The organism is Pseudomonas sp. FP1762, assembly GCF_030687105.1.
In the GTDB taxonomy this organism is placed as follows: Bacteria; Pseudomonadota; Gammaproteobacteria; order Pseudomonadales; family Pseudomonadaceae; genus Aquipseudomonas; species Aquipseudomonas siliginis.
On the sequence record NZ_CP117458.1, the window covers coordinates 4,803,931 to 4,821,081 of the forward strand.

A 17,151-nucleotide genomic window follows, 5' to 3' on the forward strand; every position below is an offset into this window, starting at 1 on the left:
CATCTTGCCGTCCAGCTAGACGCAAACATATGCGTATCTATTCAAACAGCTCAGAAAAAGCGGTCATACGCATACTTGCGCATGTATACGCTAGATTACGCATCGCAGATATGCAATTTTATGCGCATACTTGCGCAACCATGCTTAGGCGGAGCCTGCGATGATGAAAACACCAAAAGAAGGGCCTACAGGCGCAGGCCGGGTAGCATTTTTAGCGCATCTTGAGGAATTTCGTAGCCTGATCCAGGCCGGGTGGCCGGTGACGGTCGTGTACGAGAACCACGGTGGAAAGAACACTGGTCTGAGCTACAGCCAGTTCGCCCGATATGTCGGAAAATACATCCGCAAGCCGACCAAGCGCGGAGACCAGCGACCAAGGATTACAGACGAGATGCCATCTCCAACGACGCCACTGGTAGAACAAAAGCAATCTGGCGTCTCAACGGAGCCAAGCACCATGTCGAAACGTCAACCTGGGTTCAAGCATGATCCTAGTAGCGGCAACAATCGTGACGATCTGATCTAACGTTGGTGGATATTTGAGCCTTTCAGCTACTTCCCGTCTTTCAGGCCGTATACGGCCATTAGGGCGCAAAGATTTGCCCCCTACATGCGACGCTGACTGACTGAAAATCAAATTCCGTCGGCTCTTTGAGAGTTTTTTTGGGAAACCTGATCGGCATTCGCCGCCAGTCGATATCCTCCATGTCAACCTAATTAGCCAATCATTCCATCGATACAACCGGTATATAGGGGCACGATCAAGCACGAATAATAGTGACTGATCGAGGTCGACCTATGCATCTTAAAATCCCAAGGCCCATCAAAGACAATACGCTGTCAGAAAATATCTCGCGCAAAACAACTTCCTCTACGCTCCGGAAAATCCTTCGCCAAGCTTCCTACAGTGTGAAGATAGTCGGAGCCGCTTTTGTAGGGATGGCCGTATACATCGCTCCTACCCCGGCTTACGCGATCTATTGCTCGAATTGCTCGACGTTCTATCAGCAGATGTTCGAATACGTCGAGCAGGTCCACACGGCACTGAATACCGCCGAGCAACTGCAAACGCAGATTCATCAGTATCAAAACATGGTTTCGCAAGGAACGAGCTTGCCGAATTCGATGTTTGGCAGCATCGCGGCCGATCTGAAAAATGTGGCCAACATCTACAACCGCTCGCAAGCCATAGGGCGACAAATCCAGGACATGGATTCGAAATTCAACACGGCCTTCCCAGGCTTCGAGTCTTACCTGAATCAAGCTGCAAACTCGGCAGAGGTTCCGAACCGTGATCGCTATGAAAAGTGGTCCGTGCAGGGTCGTGACAACGTGAAAACGGCAATGAAAGCAGCGGATTTGAATACTGCCGCCTTCGAGTCTGAAGACGCTCAGCTTGCACGCATGGTTTCACGTTCACAGTCAGCCGTGGGCCGAATGCAGGCCGTTCAGGCAGGCAACGAAATCGCCTCACAAAATGTCCAGCAGTTGCAGAAGCTGCGCGACCTACTGGCCACACAAATCAACTTGCAGGGCAACTACATGGCTCAGCAGGTTGATCGAAAGGCTGCGGGCGAGGCAACGGAACAGCAGTTTGAAGCACGTGAAAACACACGCGGTGGCGTGAAGGGGTACTGAGAATGACTATTTCGAAATGGCTCATCACGTTGATCTGCTCCGGCTCAGTACTAACCGCTTTTATGGTCACCCTGGCAGTTCAAAGCAACAGCGAATGTACCTCGGTGACTGAGCACCAACGGCGACAGAGTGACGCTGATACTTCGTTTGAAGCACGCCCGAATACTCGCGGCGGCGTTAAGGGGTACTAGCTATGGATACTCGCCTACTGTTGTTCCTCGCCTTGGCGAGTGCATTTGTGAGCGGAGATGCTATGGCCGCGACCGACCTTTCCCATGCCGACACATCGGTGCAGGGCCTACTCGACCTCGTTTTGCAGCAGTCGCATCAGTGGTCAGGAAAGCTGTATGACTATGCGATCAGATTATTCTGGCTATTAGCCTCGATTCAGTTCGTCTGGACGTTCATACCTTTGGTCATGAAGCAAGCCGACTTCGGCGAGATTGTCGGCGAGCTGCTGCGCTTCGTCCTGGTAGTCGGTTTCTTCCTCGCTGTAATGAAGTACTCGGTGGAATGGTCATCTACCATAGTCGATAGTTTCCGCGAAGCGGCGGCATCTGCGAGCGGCCTCGGGCGCGCATTAGAACCCGGCGATATGCTGGCAGTTGCACTGGATTTTGGCCGCACTATGGTAAAGGGCATATCAGTGTTTTCTCCGGCCAAAGGACTTCTGATCGCAGTATGCGCAATCCTTGTATTGGCGTGTTTCGCCTTCATCGCTGCATTCATGTTCGTAACGCTCGTAGAGTCTTACGTCATCATCAATGCTTCGGTGCTGTTCTTTGGCTTTGGCGGCTCACAATGGACGCGTGATTTTGCGATCGCCCCAATGCGCTTCACCGTCGCAATAGGAGCCAAGCTGTTCGTCTTAACGCTAATCGTCGGCTTGATCGTCCAGTCGGCCAAGCAGTGGTTGGCCGCCTACACCAATGACGAAGCGTCGTTGATGACGATGGTCGGTCTGGCCTTGGTGTGCTGCTATCTGACAAAGACTATTCCCGACCTGATCGGCGGCATGATTAGCGGCACGTCGATGGGTGGCGGGTCAGCCATCGGTGGTATGGCGGCCGCCGGTGCAGCGGGTGCCGGAGGCATCAACGGCGGCGGTCTGGCAGGGGCGATCAACTCCAGTTTTACCGGTGCAAGCTCCGCTGGTGCTGCCTCGCCAGTAGGTGGAGCTACATCCCCCGGCGTAGGGTCTAGCACTGGCGGCGGCGCAGCGGCCAAGGCGGCGAGCTCCGCAGGTGCGAAGATTGGCGGTGGTGCAGCTACCCCATCGGCTACGTCCAGCGACATCGTCCAGCAGACCGCTAAGCAGGCCGGGAAGGCCGCACAGAGCGGCGGTGACAATGATCAGAAAGCAACATCGAAAGGGGGAGCTGTTAGTTCCGGCAGCGCACTGTCCCAAGCGGCCAATGGTGGTGCAAAAGCGCTTGGCGTAATTGCCTCGCTGACAGTGCCGGGCATGGAGAATGCCCACTCAACGTCGCTTGGCGCTGATCTTCTACAGCCAGCTCCCATTGACTCCAGTTCGCCCACGTCCGCAGAGCCAACTGGGGAAGCCGCAGGCATGGAATCCAACGTCATTCGACCAGACACGAACACCTGCTCGAATTCCGGCCGCCTCGACATTTCGAGCATAACCTCAAGCAACGACCACCCGGAGAAATAATCATGAATAGCATTCTAATGTTCGCTGGATTCGTAGTGCTCGCCTCCACCTTAGCCATTGGCATGTGGGCGTTCGGCCGTTGGCTGCGAAGCAAAGGCTACGGGCCATTGCTCGATAGACTGGATCGACAATGCACCGCGTTGCAGCTTCGAGTTAGCCCGCTGGCCCTTTCGGCTTCCTTTCACATGTTTTCTGGAGTGCAACATCTGAATCGCATCCCTCTACTTGGTAGCAAGAGCAATGCTGCTCAAGCCCAGCAAATTCTGACGGCGATCCGAGCGGCGCAGGAAGCCCAAAGGCTCGACTCCTCCGTCAACCGCTGACCCTACAATCCCCCGCCAGAGTGCGGGGGTTTGTTTCACGGGGCCACCATATCCAAGTAGTACGCACGGACTTGTCTCAGCTCACCCTTTCAGACCACCCGCACGTAACCGTAATCTCCCCCTAAGTTCAAAATCCGAGCCGCCTTATTACTTCGGACCAGCACCCTACTGGCACTCCATCACAACGACGACCCCAGACAGCCTTGATCCAACGCGCGGAAGGCTCTGCCATTAGTAATACGCACGGACTTTGAACACTTGGACCATCAGACTGGACGGGCCGCCGTCAAAGCGCGGGGGCTTCGCCATTAGTAATACGGACGGACTTGGTACACTGAATCTCCGACGTTTTTATGTACCTGGACACTGCCATAACTGATACACCCATTAGCTTAGCGATAGCCCGTACGCTCAACCCCTCGCGCCTTAGAGCCTGTGCCTGTGTTTGCTTGGCTTTAGCGGTATCAAGGTAGGTTTGTCGGTCTACTGAACCGGCAGCTCGCCTACGAAGCTCGTGGCGCCTCCTATCCCGCTCTGCAGCCTCGACCCGACTGACAATGGTCTTGAGCTGGTGTTGTTCGTCGGCAGTGATCCCGAACAGGTTGATAAGGGTGTCGTTCTTCGGCGTGTACAGCGGCGCGTAGTCCTTGCCGCCAAAGCTGACTTTCTCCCCGGCCTCGTAGGCTTTGGCCTTGCTGAACAGGGTCATAAGCTCTTTCGAGCGGCTGTTCCACTGCGGATCAAGCTCGCGGGCCAGTGCGGCCGCTTCGTGGTACATCTGCTTGCTGTTGGTTGCACCGGAAAGCAACAGGAAGTTCAACCGCCAGAACAGGTGTTGCATCCGCTGGCCTTCCACGACGCCGCCGCGCAGCTCGGCGAGCTTGCGCAGGTCTTCGAGGCGATCCCAAGCGAGTTGGCGGCCCGAGAAACCGCGCAGATTGTCGGCCTTGCCGCCGGGCACCAAGAGGAAAGGCTTTTTCGTGGCGCGCCGCTGGCCCTGTTCCTGCCGCTGCTGCTCGATAGTCCACCGGGCAGTGGGTAGCAATGCCTCGGACATGTACTCGAAGTTGTACCGGATCGGCTGGCCATCAATGCCGTTCGTGACATGCACCACGCGGCAGACTTCACCGCTCTTGCTGTTGACCGTCTCAACGGTGCGCAATACCCGGCTTGCATCCTTGGCCATCGGGTCGGCCCCGATATGCGCGAGGCGATCCACTAGATACCGCTGGCAGGCGTTCCAGCGGGGCAGGGCTTGGCGCGGAATCGTGCCCTCTAGCAGCCACTTGGCCTGTATCCCCCGGCCGCTGTAGATCAGCATGGACGGCGCGGGCACGCCTTCTTTGGCACAAAAATACAACACTGAGGCGGCCAATTTTTCAGGGTCGCGGCCAGCCAGTGCAGGGATGCGGTAGGTATCGAGGTCGGTGAACAGCAGACCAAGCCGCAGAAGATTAACGACTCGCCGATTGGGTCGGATGAACTCTGCTTGGGACATCCACGTGTCACGTTTTTTGTCCAACAAACTGAGCACTTTTGGCATATCAGCCAAACGATGAGAAGACTGGCGCTTTTCACCTCGGGAGTCGACGAGCAACGAAAAAAAACCGGCTCTCGTCCTATCGTGGTACATCTGCGCTTCGTCCTGAGAACTGAAAAGCGCAAGCTGTAAACTTGCGCTATTCAGCTCTACCAAGCCGTTTGCAGTGTCTGAGTGAGGACGCCATATCGACCTTGTCTCAGGCCTGACCCCCACCGCTCAGACTGCCATTCCTGGCCTAGGAGGGGGGCCGGACTCCCTGCATGTATCAATCCACTCCTCTACCTCGGCTAAATCCCACACGACCTTGCGGCTACTCACCGCAATTCGACGTGGAAATTTACCCTTCATTTCAAAGTTATAAATCGTGCGCTCACACAGCGGGATCATCGCCAAGAGTGTCTTTTTGTCGATGAGTTTTTTGCTCGATGAATGCATAGCTAGGCCCTATCAGTCACAGCGAATGTGTGCCTGATCGTGCCTTTAGGTGCCTATTGCTTCGACAGAATGATTGGCTAGAATGGTTGACATGAAAAAACAAACGACCATAGCTATTTGGGAGGGGTGTGATGCCTCCGTCGCAGAGGCCCTTCACCGATTCCTTGATCGCTGGGAGCCTTACTCCACAGCATCTAAACGCTATCCGATCATTCGTCTGGTCGAAGAGCTTATCGACCCTGCCGTGGCGTCATATGCCGAAACGCTTCCATCGGGTTATCAGGGCCATATACCCGGAGCAGGAACGAATGTGGCGTTCAGCGCGATTATGCAGCTGGTTGGCATTGCCGCTATGGTCCGCCTACAGCGTCAACTGCTACGAGCCTTTGTTCTGACCCACGACAAGCAGTCGGGGGATGATCGCTGCTTCATTGCGACGCTTGAGACGCTGATAGAACTGGTGCTGGCATGTAAACGCAAGCAGCCGTCTAACAAGGATATGGGCGGTTTGAACGGTCAACGCTTGAAGGGGTTTTGTAGATTCTGCGGCGCACGAGCAGAGCTAGCACTGTTCGCAGACGGTGAAGGTCAGCGTGACCTCGATGAACACCTACGCCTGAGCAACCTGTACTGCACCACCCACCGCCCAAAGACACCAGATGGACGCTGGAACCCGGCATACAGGCAAGCAATGAGATCTGTAGCGCAGTTCGACCTAGAGCTGGCCAGATTGAGCAGACAATGCGCGATACGAGCAGAGCCTAAGGCAAAGTCAGGTGACGAGCTCGTCGACGCGTATATCTTTCGATACATGCTTAGCCAAACCCTACACCTAGCGGACGAAGCGGAGCTAAGAAATCTCGCTCGACTAATGGTGGACATGAAGCTGACAGACCGAAGAAAGCAAATCCTCGTACTACAAAAATTCGGCTTCAACCAGTCAGAAATTGCTCGCAGACTGGAGATCGAGCGCCAAGCAGTATCCAAAGCCATTCACTCAATCCCGGATTTTTTTCGACTGTCGACAGCGTGAGTGCCTCAAAGCCTCACAAATAAAACGAAGTTGGTTTACTTAATTGTAGTTCTTTACCCACCTATTTTTTGCAGTGTAGCCCAATGAATTCGAGAAGCTCCGCAATTGATGGCCGTTATAAGAATCCGGACGATGATCCTAGAGGGCCGTACCTTTTTTCAGCTGTTACGTCGCCTTTTGAGCGGCCAAGCTTTCAATACGAATGGTTTGGTCAGTATCCTCCTCAGGGTCGGTCATGGCGCTATTCACGTGAACGCGCAGCAATTTTAGAGGCGGAGGGGCGTATTGCCATATCCTCCAGTGGACGGCCAGTACTGAAGCGATATTTGAGCGAGGTCGAGTCTAATACTAATGTAATAGAGGACACCACGGCATCGTCTCAGCTTGATGTAATTGTTCGAACGGCAATGAAGGCAATTGCATCCGAGATCGCCAAAAACCCACGTTGTCTTCGAGACATTGAGTGGCGAGATCTGGAACGAGTCATGCGAGAGGTTTTTGAGCTGCTTGGATTCACAACCGAATTGACACGCCCCGGAAAAGATGGTGGATTTGATATCCGCCTCGAAAGCAAGGAGCATGGTGAAACACATGTCTTTCTAGTCGAGATAAAGCATTGGCTTGCCAGCGGGAAAAAGCCAGGAAGCAACGCCCTATCTAGCTTGATTGATGTGGTCGCAAAAGTGGGCGGCAAAACTAAGGGAATACTGCTATCTTCATCGGGCTTTACTAGGGACATCCTCAACGGACGTACGGAGATCGAGCAGCACACCGTCAGAATTGCTGGTCGTAACAAAATCGTCTCACTCTGCCAGAACTATCTTGAGAGTATGGAGGGAGTTTGGTCACCAACTACCTCTCTATCTGATATGCTTCTTGAAGGTTCGGATTAATCAACTTCCACCTTACGTTTTAGACCACACGACTTACTCCGCCAGACCCAAGAGAAAGCGAAGCAGGCTGACAAACTCAGAAAATTTCCATTTACAGGTGCCACTTGGACGCAGCAATACCGAAAGCTATTTCAGCATTTTTTGATGCAGCAAGCGAACTCCGAAAGTTAGGAGTTATCAGGTCTGACAAGTACCTCGGAGATCTGGCTGAGTACATCTGCACTCACTTTTATGAGATAGAACTTGCATCAAGTGGTCGCCAAGTCGGACACGATGGAATCGATCGCGATGGTTTTGTTCAAGTTAAGTACCACGGATCTTGCACACGCACAAATATAGACCTAGGAAACCCGGACATGTACGACCATGTGCTTGTTGTGCTGGGCAAGACCAGCTTGCTTCGTTCGAGCATGTATACAGATGACTTCTTAGTATATCGAATGTCTTCGAATTCTGTTCGGCAGTATAAGAACGAAGCTAAAGGAACTTACTCTTGCGGGAAAAAGCCGTTCGAGCGCAATCCAGACCAAGTATTCAATCTCGCTACGACTTTCACCCAACCCTACTTGAGTGCGACGGAGAATGGCGGCTAGGGCAGCCACATACAAGTACAAACTACCTTTCCACTACCCCTTGAACATAAAGGACTAAAATGAGCGCGCAGATTTTCGGCCCCGATAGGAATAGCAACAAAAGAATCTATAATCTCTTAATATTGAAGGGTGAATGCCTTATTAAAGGTCATTTTTCCGAGCTACGTAAAGGAGCCGCCCACGGGGATAACTACAGCAACTTTTACACTGCGATGTCGGATCAAGTAGACTCAATACTAACATATTTTATCAATGAAGAAATCTCTGCATCTCTCCCCAATAGAGGCCCGCTCACTAGCATTCTGGACCAAGCGATTGAAGACAACTACGAGGAAAGGCATTTTAAAAGGTTAGAGTTTGCCAAAGCAGACTTGCCGGATCTCTTCTCCAGCAAAACAGATTTCATCATTGGCTCTGCCTTTTTAGACTTCAAGGTTGGAACATACTCGGCTTTTGAAAAACATATTGGTCTGCTTTATGACATAGTCGCCCCTAAAGATAGACTTGAGAGAAAAGAGAAAGAGCTTGTTAAATATATATGCATTTATTCCTCTTGCACGGACGAATCAAAAAAATCGTCCATTCTAAAGAAAATAAAAAATATAAATTTTTATCTATCTGGTGCGGAAAAAATCGAGTACGTACTATCCAAGTGCCGTGACAATGATTTAGATATTGTAGAAACAAGAAATTTTTTAAATTTCTATCGCAAGCAACGAAATACGGTGCACAACTTAGGGATAAATGAAGGAGAGGCAGATTCTACGACAATCAAAGGAATCGAAATTAGTCTGGGTGCGAAGTCTGCTTCATTCACAAGTGATAGGAATGCGCTTATTTATGCTGCAAAAAAACTTTTGCGAATATATGAAAAAGTAGAACACTGCATCGTGGGGAAGCTCGAAGGCGAAATAAACGCTACCAAACCGACGGGTTGAATGGATAGAGGACATAGGGAGGGCCTGGACCGCTTAAGCGATTTACCTAAATCGGCCTTGATCTCCCAGAGGGATTATAGGGCGACCTCTGGCCGGTTGCTGCCGGTCGTACATAGCTGCTTCCGCCCCTTAGCCATGCGTGCGCTTGGTGCGAATCCAAATAGCTGATCAGCATTGATGAAAACCGATCGCAAAGTGCTGGGCAATTTCCCATCACGCGATTAGCTAAAATGAGGGGGTGATCATGCAATCTACCCATTTATCTTCCGAGGTTTCTTAAGCGTCCACTCGTCGATCATATCCGCCCAGTCTTGGAGCATCGCTCGGCGCTGATCACGGTACTCGGCCTTGTTGTAAACGGCGCGCACGCCTTTCTGCTCGTGCGCGAGGCACTTCTCGATCCAGTCGGAGTTGTAGCCAGCCTCATGCAGCAGCGTGCTGGCAGTCCGTCGCAGGTCGTGAGGGCCGAACTTGCCTAGCGGCCCCCCCTCCTTTTGGGCCAAACGATAGGTGAGAGTTAGTACTTGGTTGATCGTGGCCGCACTCATTGGCAAATCAGAGTCGTAGCGTGACGGCAGAACGTAATCTGAACCTCCAGCCAAGGTTTTCAACGCTATGAAGAAATCCAATGCCTGTCGGGACAAAAACACCAAATGAGGGTTACGACGCTTCATCCGCTCTTTGGGGATCGTCCATAGCGCCTCGCTGAAATTGATTTCACTCCACGTTGCATTGGTCAGCTCGCTCTTGCGCACCATCGTCAGCAGGAGGAGTTTGGCCGCTGCGCGAACCGAGGTCGCGGTACCGATTCTGTCCATGTACTGGTACACCAGCGCGATTTCATCAGGCGTCAACGCACGGTCGCGTGGCTCGAATTTCGCGATGCTGGCAGGCCGTACCAGATCGGCCGGGTTTTCAACCTTTTGGCCACGCTCAATGGCCCAACGGAAGACTTGCAGCACGATCTCCCGTGAGTGGACGGCGGGTTGCAGGGGCACCCCGCTCCACTATCGCATCCGTCAGCGCTCGCAGATCCTCGTGGGTGATTTCGACCAGTTTCTGATTGCCAAACTTCGGCTTCAACTCACGCTCATAGACTGATCGACGCATGTCTCGCGTCGAGTCCGCCATCTGGTAACCGCGCAGCCATTTTTCAGCCCAAGCGTCAAAAGTCTCAGCCCCCTTCGTCCGCGCCTTCGCACGCGCTTTCTCCTTTGCCGGAGACTTACCAGCGACGACCATCTTCTTCGCCTCCCCTAGCAGCTCGCGAGCCTCTGCCAGAGTTATTCCCCCTAAGCCGTAACGACCGAAGGTGATGGTCTCTTGCCGACCGTTGATGGAGTAGTTGTAGCGAAAGGAGATTGAGCCGGCCGGGGTGACGGCCACGTACAAGCCGTCACGGTCAATCACCTTGTAGAGCTTGTCCTGGGGTTTGAGATTTCGAAGCTTGGTATCGGTGAGCATGGCTTCCACTATTTCCATGAAAAAATACCATGCCCAGAAAAGCGCGGAAACATGGGTCTATCCCCAGTAAAACCGGGCCTTTAGGTTGACTCGATACCATGTCAGCTTTGGGACAAGGGGCATGGTATTGAGCGTCATGCATGGCATTAGATGCAGTCAGTACCCCGTACCATGCCACATAAACACCATGCTTGGCGATGCAGAACGCTACCTGAACTTGCCAGACCCGAAAAGCCAAAAGCCCGCAATTACGCGGGCTTCAGGGTATTTTTTGCTAGATCGTGCCGGGCAGTGCCGGACGCGGGATCATTCCCACTCAATCGTCGCCGGCGGCTTGCTCGACACGTCGTAAGTGACGCGCGAAATGCCTTCGATTTCATTGATGATGCGGCCGCTGACAGTTTCCAGCAGTTCGTAAGGCAGGTGCGCCCAACGTGCGGTCATGAAGTCGATGGTTTCTACGGCACGCAGGGCAACGACCCAGGCGTAACGACGGCCGTCGCCGACCACGCCGACCGATTTGACTGGCTGGAATACTACGAACGCCTGGCTGACCTTGTGGTACCAGTCGGCTTTGCGCAGTTCTTCGATGAAGATGTGGTCGGCACGACGCAGCAGGTCGGCGTATTCCTTTTTCACTTCACCGAGGATGCGCACACCCAGGCCCGGGCCCGGGAACGGGTGACGGTAGACCATGTCGTACGGCAGGCCCAGTTCCAGGCCCAGACGACGCACTTCATCCTTGAACAGTTCGCGCAGTGGCTCGACCAGTTTCAGGTTCATCTCTTCCGGCAGGCCGCCCACGTTGTGGTGCGACTTGATCACGTGGGCCTTGCCGCTTTTCGCGCCAGCCGACTCGATCACGTCCGGGTAGATGGTGCCCTGAGCCAGGTACTTGATGTTGTCCAGCTTGCAGGATTCGGCATCGAACACGTCGATGAAGGTACGGCCGATGATCTTGCGCTTCTTTTCCGGGTCGGCTTCGCCGGCCAGGTTGTTGAGGAACTGCTCCTCAGCGTTGGCGCGGATCACCTTGACGCCCATGTTCTCGGCGAACATGGCCATCACTTGCTCGCCTTCGTGCAGACGCAGCAGGCCGTTGTCGACGAAGACGCAGGTCAGTTGATCGCCGATGGCTTTGTGCAGCAGCGCGGCAACCACCGAGGAGTCAACGCCGCCGGACAGACCCAGCAGCACGTTGTCGGTGCCGACCTGAGCGCGGATGTTGGCGATGGCGTCTTCAGCGATCTTCGACGGCGTCCACAGGGCTTCACAACCGCAGATGTCGAGGACGAAGCGCGAGAGGATGCGCCCGCCCTGCTTGGTGTGGGTCACTTCCGGGTGGAACTGCACGCCGTAGTAGGCGCGGTCGTCGTTGAACATACCGGCGATCGGGCAGCTCGGGGTGCTGGCGAGGATGTGGAAGTCTTCCGGCATCTTGGTGACTTTGTCACCGTGGCTCATCCACACGTCGAGGCCGAACAGGCCGTCGGCGTCGATGTGGTCTTCGATGCCGTCGAGCAGGCGGCTCTTGCCGACCACGTCAACGCGGGCGTAACCGAACTCACGCAGTTCGGAACCTTCAACCTTGCCGCCCAGTTGCTCGGCCATGGTCTGCATGCCGTAGCAGATGCCGAATACCGGGACGCCGAGGTCGAACACTGCCTGCGGGCAGCGCGGGCTGTTGGCTTCGTGCACGGACTCGGGGCCGCCGGCGAGGATGACGCCTTTAGGAGCGAATTCGCGGATCGCATCTTCGTCCATGTCGAACGGGTGCAGTTCGCAGTACACGCCGATCTCGCGCACGCGGCGGGCAATCAGCTGGGTGTATTGCGAACCGAAGTCGAGGATCAGGATGCGGTGAGCGTGAATGTCGAGGGCCATGACTCATTCTCATGTAGTGAATCAGAAACAACTCGGGGCTGAATGAACAGCCCCGGTGATTTAACGTTTTGCTGGAAGCCTCAACCTACGCGGTAGTTCGGCGCTTCCTTGGTGATCTGCACGTCGTGAACGTGGGACTCGGCCATGCCGGCACCGGTGATCCGCACGAACTCGGGCTTGGTACGCATTTCTTCGATGTTGGCGCTGCCGGTGTAACCCATCGAAGAACGCAGACCGCCCATCAACTGGTGAATGATCGCGCTCAGGGTGCCTTTGTACGGCACACGGCCTTCGATGCCTTCCGGGACCAGTTTCTCGGCGCCTGCCGAGGAGTCCTGGAAGTAACGGTCGGACGAGCCCTGAGCCTGGGACATGGCGCCCAGCGAACCCATGCCGCGATAAGCCTTGTACGAACGGCCCTGGAACAGTTCGATCTCGCCCGGGGCCTCTTCGGTACCGGCGAACATCGAGCCCATCATCACGCAGGACGCACCGGCCACGATGGCCTTGGACAGGTCACCGGAGAAACGGATACCGCCGTCGGCGATCAACGGTACGCCAGTGCCTTCAAGGGCAGCGGCGACGTTGGCGATGGCACTGATTTGCGGTACGCCGACACCAGCGACGATACGGGTGGTGCAGATCGAGCCAGGGCCGATACCGACCTTGACTGCGTCGGCGCCCGCTTCGGCCAGGGCCTTGGCGGCAGCGCCGGTGGCGATGTTGCCGCCGATCACCTGCACTTCAGGGAAGTTCTCTTTGACCCAGCGTACGCGGTCGATCACGCCTTTGGAGTGACCGTGTGCGGTGTCGACCACCACCACGTCCACGCCGCGCGTTGACCAGTGCGGTAACGCGATCACCGGTGTCCTTACCGGTGCCGACCGCAGCGCCAACGCGCAGACGACCTTGATCGTCCTTGCTGGCCAGCGGGTAGGCTTTGGCTTTTTCGATGTCGTTGACGGTCATCATGCCTTTGAGGGCGAATTTGTCGTCGACGATCAGCACGCGCTCGATGCGGTGCTTGTGCAGCAGTTCGCGTACGTCGTTCTTGTCGGCGCCTTCCTTGACCGTGACCAGACGCTCTTTAGGCGTCATCACTTCGCGGACAGTGGCTTCCAGACGGTTTTCGAAACGTACGTCGCGGGAGGTGACGATGCCGACCAGGTCGCCATCGTGCAGGACCGGAACGCCGGAGATATTGTGCAGACGGGTCAGTTCGAACAGATCACGCACCGTGGCATCGGCCTCGATGGTGATGGGATCCTTGACCACACCGGCTTCGAACTTCTTGACCTTGCGCACTTCGGCAGCTTGCTGCTCGATGGTCATGTTCTTGTGGATAATGCCGATGCCACCTTCCTGAGCCATGGCGATTGCCAGACGGGCTTCAGTAACGGTGTCCATGGCGGCAGAAACCAGAGGAATATTCAGTTCGATGCCACGGGTAAGACGGGTCTTGAGACTGACTTCGTTGGGAAGTACCTCGGAATAACCGGGCACTAGGAGAATGTCGTCGAATGTCAGAGCTTCTTGGCTGATACGCAGCATCGCGGGGGCTCCCGAGCGGGAAAATGGAAGCGCGCCATTATAGTCAGACACCCCCTGCTGTTCAATGTAAAACTCAGCCTAATTGATAGATGGAAAAGCCCGGCCCTACAGCTCCACCTTGACCCAAGAGACAGGTTGATCGAGCCAATCGGCGAACTCGTCGATAAAGCTCTGCTTGAACCCCGCCTCCAGCCAATTGTTGAAAATGAAGCCGAGGTTGGAAAACGCGCATTCCTGCAGAAACAGGAAGCCGTTGATGTCGTCCTCATGTCCGCATTCCGGGCAGGTGAAATTGTCGGTGCGGCCTGGAAACCAGTCTTCAAGACTCTCGAACAGCGCCTCGCCCACTTCGCGACGGCACTCGGCGCAACCGGCCTCTTCGAGAAAGCCCTTGGCCGGGGTGTAGATGCAGCGTTTGGTGACGATCTCCAGGCCATTGACCGGCTCGCCGAACGGCAGCGCTTGCGGGTGCAGCACCACGGCGCGAGCACCATCAGCGATGGCGTGGGCCATACGGTTGCCGGTGCGGCCGCAGGTAGTCAGCTGTTCTTCGATGATATTCTTGCGCACCAGCCAGCGCACGATCGCCCGCGCCCGGGGCTCGTGCACCGGCAGGGTGGAGATTTTCGGGACGATAATGCTTTGCGAGTTCATGGTGGAGCCTGCTGCCAGTATTTAAGATTTCCAATGTGGGAGCGAGCCTGCTCGCGAAAGCGCAGTGTCAGGCTGCATTTTTGTTGCTGACCCACCGCATTCGCGAGCAGGCTCGCTCCCACAAGGAACTGCGGCCGGCAGCTTAATCCCTGAAGAAATCCGGTCAAGTGCTGAAATAGCGCACCATCAACGCGATCCCGCTGGCCAGCACCAGCCAAGTCACCAGTCGCACAAACGCCTCGCGCGACAACCTCATGGTCAGCCGCCGGCCGATCCACAAGCCCAGCGCCATGGCCGGCAACAGACACAGCGCCAGCATCAACAAGGGTAGCTCGGCATACACACCGGCGATGACAAACAGACTCAAGCGCACCACGGTGCTGCAACTGATCAAGGCACTTTGCGTGGCCCGCGCCGCGTCCTTGGGCAGGCGGCTGTTCAGATAGATCGCGTAAAGAAAGCCGCCACTGCCAAACAACGCGCCGAACAACCCACCCACCGTGCCCATCGGCACCGCCCACGCCGCTGACAACTGCGCCGGCCGCGCTTTGACCCACAGGCTGTAGACCGCATAGGCGCTGATAAACAGCCCCATCAACAACAGCAACAGATCGGATTTCAGATTCAGCAGGAAGATCACCCCCAACGTGCAGCCGATCGCCATGCACGGCAGCAGCCTGAGCAATTCCGGCTTGGCGACGTCGCGCCGCGAGGGCAGCAGATTGCCGAATGCCGCGACGAAATCCAGCAGCACCAGCAGCGGCACGATTTTCGATAGCGGCATGAACAGAATCAGCATCGGCCCCGCGACCAGCGCCGTGCCGAAACCGGCGATGCCGAAGACGATGTAGGCCAAGGCAATGGCCAACCCGATGACCGCCCAACCGCCAGCGCCCCACGACCACGCCACCAACAGCTCCATCATGCTCATCGTCCGCATCCTTTATAAGACCGCGCTGACTGTAGCCAGTAGCGGGCAGCACGACCAGATATCAAATTGATCCCATGTGGGAGCGAGCCTGCTCGCGAAGGCGGAGTGTCATTCCCGTTGTTGTCCGCTGACACAATGCTTTCGCGAGCAGGCTCGCTCCCACAGGGTTTTGTGCGGCGTCATGGTGATTGGCGGGCAAATGCCTTTAAACTGCGCCCCATGATTAAAGATCCCTTTGCAAGACTTGGCCTGGACCGTGAAGTCCTGACCGTCAGCCAGCTCAACGGCCGCGCGCGGGTGTTGCTTGAAGACGTGTTCAGCAACATCTGGGTCGAGGGCGAAATCTCCAACCTCGCGCGCCCGGCGTCCGGCCACGTCTATTTCACCCTCAAGGACAGCGGCGCGCAGGTGCGTTGCGCGCTGTTCCGGCAGAACGCCGCGCGGGTGCGTCAGGCGTTGAAGGATGGTCTGGCGGTCAAGGTGCGCGGCAAGGTTTCGCTGTTCGAAGGCCGTGGCGACTATCAGCTGATCCTCGACACCGTGGAGCCGGCCGGTGACGGCGCGCTGCGTCTGGCCTTCGATGCGCTGAAGGAAAAGCTCAGCGCCGAAGGCCTGTTCAGTGCCGAACGCAAAGTGCCGCTGCCCGCGCATCCGCAGCGCATCGGCATCATCAGTTCGCCGACCGGCGCGGTGATTCGCGACATCATCAGCGTATTCCGCCGCCGTGCGCCGCAGGTGCAACTGACCCTGATTCCAACCGCTGTGCAGGGCCGCGAGGCCACCGCGCAGATTGTCCGCGCGCTGAAAATGGCCGATGCCCGTGGCTTCGACGCGCTGATCCTCGCCCGTGGCGGCGGCTCGCTGGAAGACCTCTGGTGCTTCAACGAGGAAGCGGTGGCGCGCGCGGTCGATGCCTGTGTCACACCGATCGTCAGCGCCGTCGGCCATGAAACCGATGTTTCGATCAGCGATTTTGTCGCCGACGTCCGCGCACCGACGCCCTCGGCCGCCGCCGAACTGCTCGCTCCGGATTCCAGCCATCTGATCCGTCAGGTCGAGAGCCTGCACCGGCGTCTGGTGATGCGCATGCGTGACCGCTTGATGCGTGATCGTCTGCGCCTCGAAGGCATGGCCCGTCGCTTGCGCCATCCCGGCGAACGTCTGCGCCAGCAGGCTCAGCGTCTGGATGATCTGGACATGCGCATGCGCCGCGCATTCGAGCGCAGCCTCAATACGCGTCGAGAGCGCCTGATCCGTCTGGAAACGCGTCTCGCCGGGCAACATCCGGGACGCCAATTGGCGATGCTTCGTCAGCGCCTCGACAGCCTCGCCGAACGTTTGCCCCGGGCCATGCGCGATGCTCTGAAACAGCGTCGGCAGCAATTGCACAGTCAGATGCAGACCCTGCACGTGGTCAGCCCGTTGGCGACTCTCGGCCGGGGTTACAGCATTCTGCTCGACGAGCGTGGCCACGCGATCCGCAACGCCGCGCAGACCCACACCGGCCAGCGCCTGAAAGCCAAGCTCGGCGAAGGCGAACTGCAAGTGCGCGTCGAGGACAATCACCTGACGCCCGTCACCCTCTCTTTACTGGACTGA

At 56.1% G+C, this 17,151-nt stretch carries 13 protein-coding genes and 2 pseudogenes; 8 read left to right on the top strand and 7 right to left on the bottom strand.

Translation table 11 applies throughout. The features are described 5' to 3' along the window. Positions 1–163 precede the first annotated feature (163 nt). The 4 genes from PSH90_RS21280 to PSH90_RS21295 all read left to right on the top strand — a co-directional run bounded on the left by PSH90_RS21280 (position 164) and on the right by PSH90_RS21295 (position 3,633). Positions 164–526: a TraK family protein gene (locus tag PSH90_RS21280; RefSeq protein ID WP_258603518.1), complete on the top strand. Its 363-nt coding sequence runs from the start codon at positions 164–166 to the stop codon at positions 524–526. A 272-nt stretch (positions 527–798) separates the two neighbouring features. Then, on the top strand, positions 799–1,638 hold the full coding sequence (trbJ, locus tag PSH90_RS21285) for a P-type conjugative transfer protein TrbJ (protein ID WP_305381488.1): 840 nt from the start codon (positions 799–801) through the stop codon (positions 1,636–1,638). A 193-nt stretch (positions 1,639–1,831) separates the two neighbouring features. Further along, positions 1,832–3,310 carry a P-type conjugative transfer protein TrbL gene (gene trbL / locus PSH90_RS21290; RefSeq protein WP_305381489.1) on the top strand — a complete coding sequence of 493 codons (1,479 nt, stop codon included), beginning with the start codon at positions 1,832–1,834 and terminating at the stop codon, positions 3,308–3,310. A gap of 2 nt (positions 3,311–3,312) precedes the next feature. After that, the gene (locus tag PSH90_RS21295; RefSeq protein ID WP_305381490.1) at positions 3,313–3,633 is read left to right on the top strand and encodes a hypothetical protein; all 321 of its coding nucleotides are present in this window, start codon (positions 3,313–3,315) and stop codon (positions 3,631–3,633) included. Between the two features lie 286 nt (positions 3,634–3,919). Here PSH90_RS21295 and PSH90_RS21300 read toward each other — a convergent pair whose 3' ends face one another. Together PSH90_RS21300 and PSH90_RS21305 are read right to left on the bottom strand one after the other, a co-directional pair. Continuing rightward, on the bottom strand, positions 3,920–5,266 hold the full coding sequence (locus PSH90_RS21300; RefSeq protein WP_305381491.1) for a replication protein: 1,347 nt from the start codon (positions 5,264–5,266) through the stop codon (positions 3,920–3,922). A 126-nt stretch (positions 5,267–5,392) separates the two neighbouring features. Next, positions 5,393–5,611 carry an AlpA family transcriptional regulator gene (locus tag PSH90_RS21305; RefSeq protein WP_258603523.1) on the bottom strand — a complete coding sequence of 73 codons (219 nt, stop codon included), beginning with the start codon at positions 5,609–5,611 and terminating at the stop codon, positions 5,393–5,395. 91 nt (positions 5,612–5,702) lie between these two features. On the opposite strand from PSH90_RS21305, the gene PSH90_RS21310 reads away from it, so the two are divergent. From PSH90_RS21310 to PSH90_RS21320, 3 genes are all read left to right on the top strand, one after another. Continuing rightward, a complete protein-coding gene (locus tag PSH90_RS21310; protein ID WP_305381492.1) occupies positions 5,703–6,644 on the top strand; it encodes a LuxR family transcriptional regulator in 942 nt (313 codons plus the stop codon). An 83-nt stretch (positions 6,645–6,727) separates the two neighbouring features. Further along, positions 6,728–7,537, top strand: coding sequence for a restriction endonuclease (locus tag PSH90_RS21315; protein WP_258603526.1), 810 nt, complete (start codon positions 6,728–6,730; stop codon positions 7,535–7,537). Between the two features lie 652 nt (positions 7,538–8,189). Then, positions 8,190–9,068, top strand: a complete 879-nt coding sequence (locus PSH90_RS21320; RefSeq protein WP_305381493.1) for a hypothetical protein — start codon at positions 8,190–8,192, stop codon at positions 9,066–9,068. A 251-nt stretch (positions 9,069–9,319) separates the two neighbouring features. Here the strand turns inward: PSH90_RS21320 and PSH90_RS21325 are convergent. The 5 genes and pseudogenes from PSH90_RS21325 to PSH90_RS21345 all read right to left on the bottom strand — a co-directional run bounded on the left by PSH90_RS21325 (position 9,320) and on the right by PSH90_RS21345 (position 15,552). Then, positions 9,320–10,532, bottom strand: a pseudogene (locus tag PSH90_RS21325) (tyrosine-type recombinase/integrase). A gap of 306 nt (positions 10,533–10,838) precedes the next feature. After that, the gene (guaA, locus tag PSH90_RS21330; protein WP_016773344.1) at positions 10,839–12,416 is read right to left on the bottom strand and encodes a glutamine-hydrolyzing GMP synthase; all 1,578 of its coding nucleotides are present in this window, start codon (positions 12,414–12,416) and stop codon (positions 10,839–10,841) included. An 80-nt stretch (positions 12,417–12,496) separates the two neighbouring features. Further along, positions 12,497–13,967, bottom strand: a pseudogene (gene guaB / locus PSH90_RS21335) (IMP dehydrogenase). A gap of 105 nt (positions 13,968–14,072) precedes the next feature. Further along, positions 14,073–14,621: a sugar ABC transporter ATPase gene (locus PSH90_RS21340; protein ID WP_041479923.1), complete on the bottom strand. Its 549-nt coding sequence runs from the start codon at positions 14,619–14,621 to the stop codon at positions 14,073–14,075. A 163-nt stretch (positions 14,622–14,784) separates the two neighbouring features. Beyond that, positions 14,785–15,552 carry a sulfite exporter TauE/SafE family protein gene (locus PSH90_RS21345; RefSeq protein ID WP_305381494.1) on the bottom strand — a complete coding sequence of 256 codons (768 nt, stop codon included), beginning with the start codon at positions 15,550–15,552 and terminating at the stop codon, positions 14,785–14,787. 219 nt (positions 15,553–15,771) lie between these two features. Between PSH90_RS21345 and xseA the strand changes: the two genes are divergently transcribed. Beyond that, positions 15,772–17,151: an exodeoxyribonuclease VII large subunit gene (gene xseA / locus PSH90_RS21350; protein WP_024014206.1), complete on the top strand. Its 1,380-nt coding sequence runs from the start codon at positions 15,772–15,774 to the stop codon at positions 17,149–17,151.

What these genes read in the sequence shown, in the direction of transcription:
- PSH90_RS21310 (WP_305381492.1), top strand. Translation starts at nt 5,703, where the DNA reads ATGAAAAAACAAACGACCATAGCTATTTGGGAGGGGTGTGATGCCTCC.
- PSH90_RS21300 (WP_305381491.1), bottom strand. Translation starts at nt 5,266, where the DNA reads ATGTACCACGATAGGACGAGAGCCGGTTTTTTTTCGTTGCTCGTCGAC.
- PSH90_RS21280 (WP_258603518.1), top strand. Translation starts at nt 164, where the DNA reads ATGAAAACACCAAAAGAAGGGCCTACAGGCGCAGGCCGGGTAGCATTT.
- PSH90_RS21305 (WP_258603523.1), bottom strand. Translation starts at nt 5,611, where the DNA reads ATGCATTCATCGAGCAAAAAACTCATCGACAAAAAGACACTCTTGGCG.
- trbJ (WP_305381488.1), top strand. Translation starts at nt 799, where the DNA reads ATGCATCTTAAAATCCCAAGGCCCATCAAAGACAATACGCTGTCAGAA.
- trbL (WP_305381489.1), top strand. Translation starts at nt 1,832, where the DNA reads ATGGATACTCGCCTACTGTTGTTCCTCGCCTTGGCGAGTGCATTTGTG.
- PSH90_RS21340 (WP_041479923.1), bottom strand. Translation starts at nt 14,621, where the DNA reads ATGAACTCGCAAAGCATTATCGTCCCGAAAATCTCCACCCTGCCGGTG.
- guaA (WP_016773344.1), bottom strand. Translation starts at nt 12,416, where the DNA reads ATGGCCCTCGACATTCACGCTCACCGCATCCTGATCCTCGACTTCGGT.
- PSH90_RS21315 (WP_258603526.1), top strand. Translation starts at nt 6,728, where the DNA reads ATGAATTCGAGAAGCTCCGCAATTGATGGCCGTTATAAGAATCCGGAC.
- xseA (WP_024014206.1), top strand. Translation starts at nt 15,772, where the DNA reads ATGATTAAAGATCCCTTTGCAAGACTTGGCCTGGACCGTGAAGTCCTG.
- PSH90_RS21295 (WP_305381490.1), top strand. Translation starts at nt 3,313, where the DNA reads ATGAATAGCATTCTAATGTTCGCTGGATTCGTAGTGCTCGCCTCCACC.
- PSH90_RS21345 (WP_305381494.1), bottom strand. Translation starts at nt 15,552, where the DNA reads ATGAGCATGATGGAGCTGTTGGTGGCGTGGTCGTGGGGCGCTGGCGGT.
- PSH90_RS21320 (WP_305381493.1), top strand. Translation starts at nt 8,190, where the DNA reads ATGAGCGCGCAGATTTTCGGCCCCGATAGGAATAGCAACAAAAGAATC.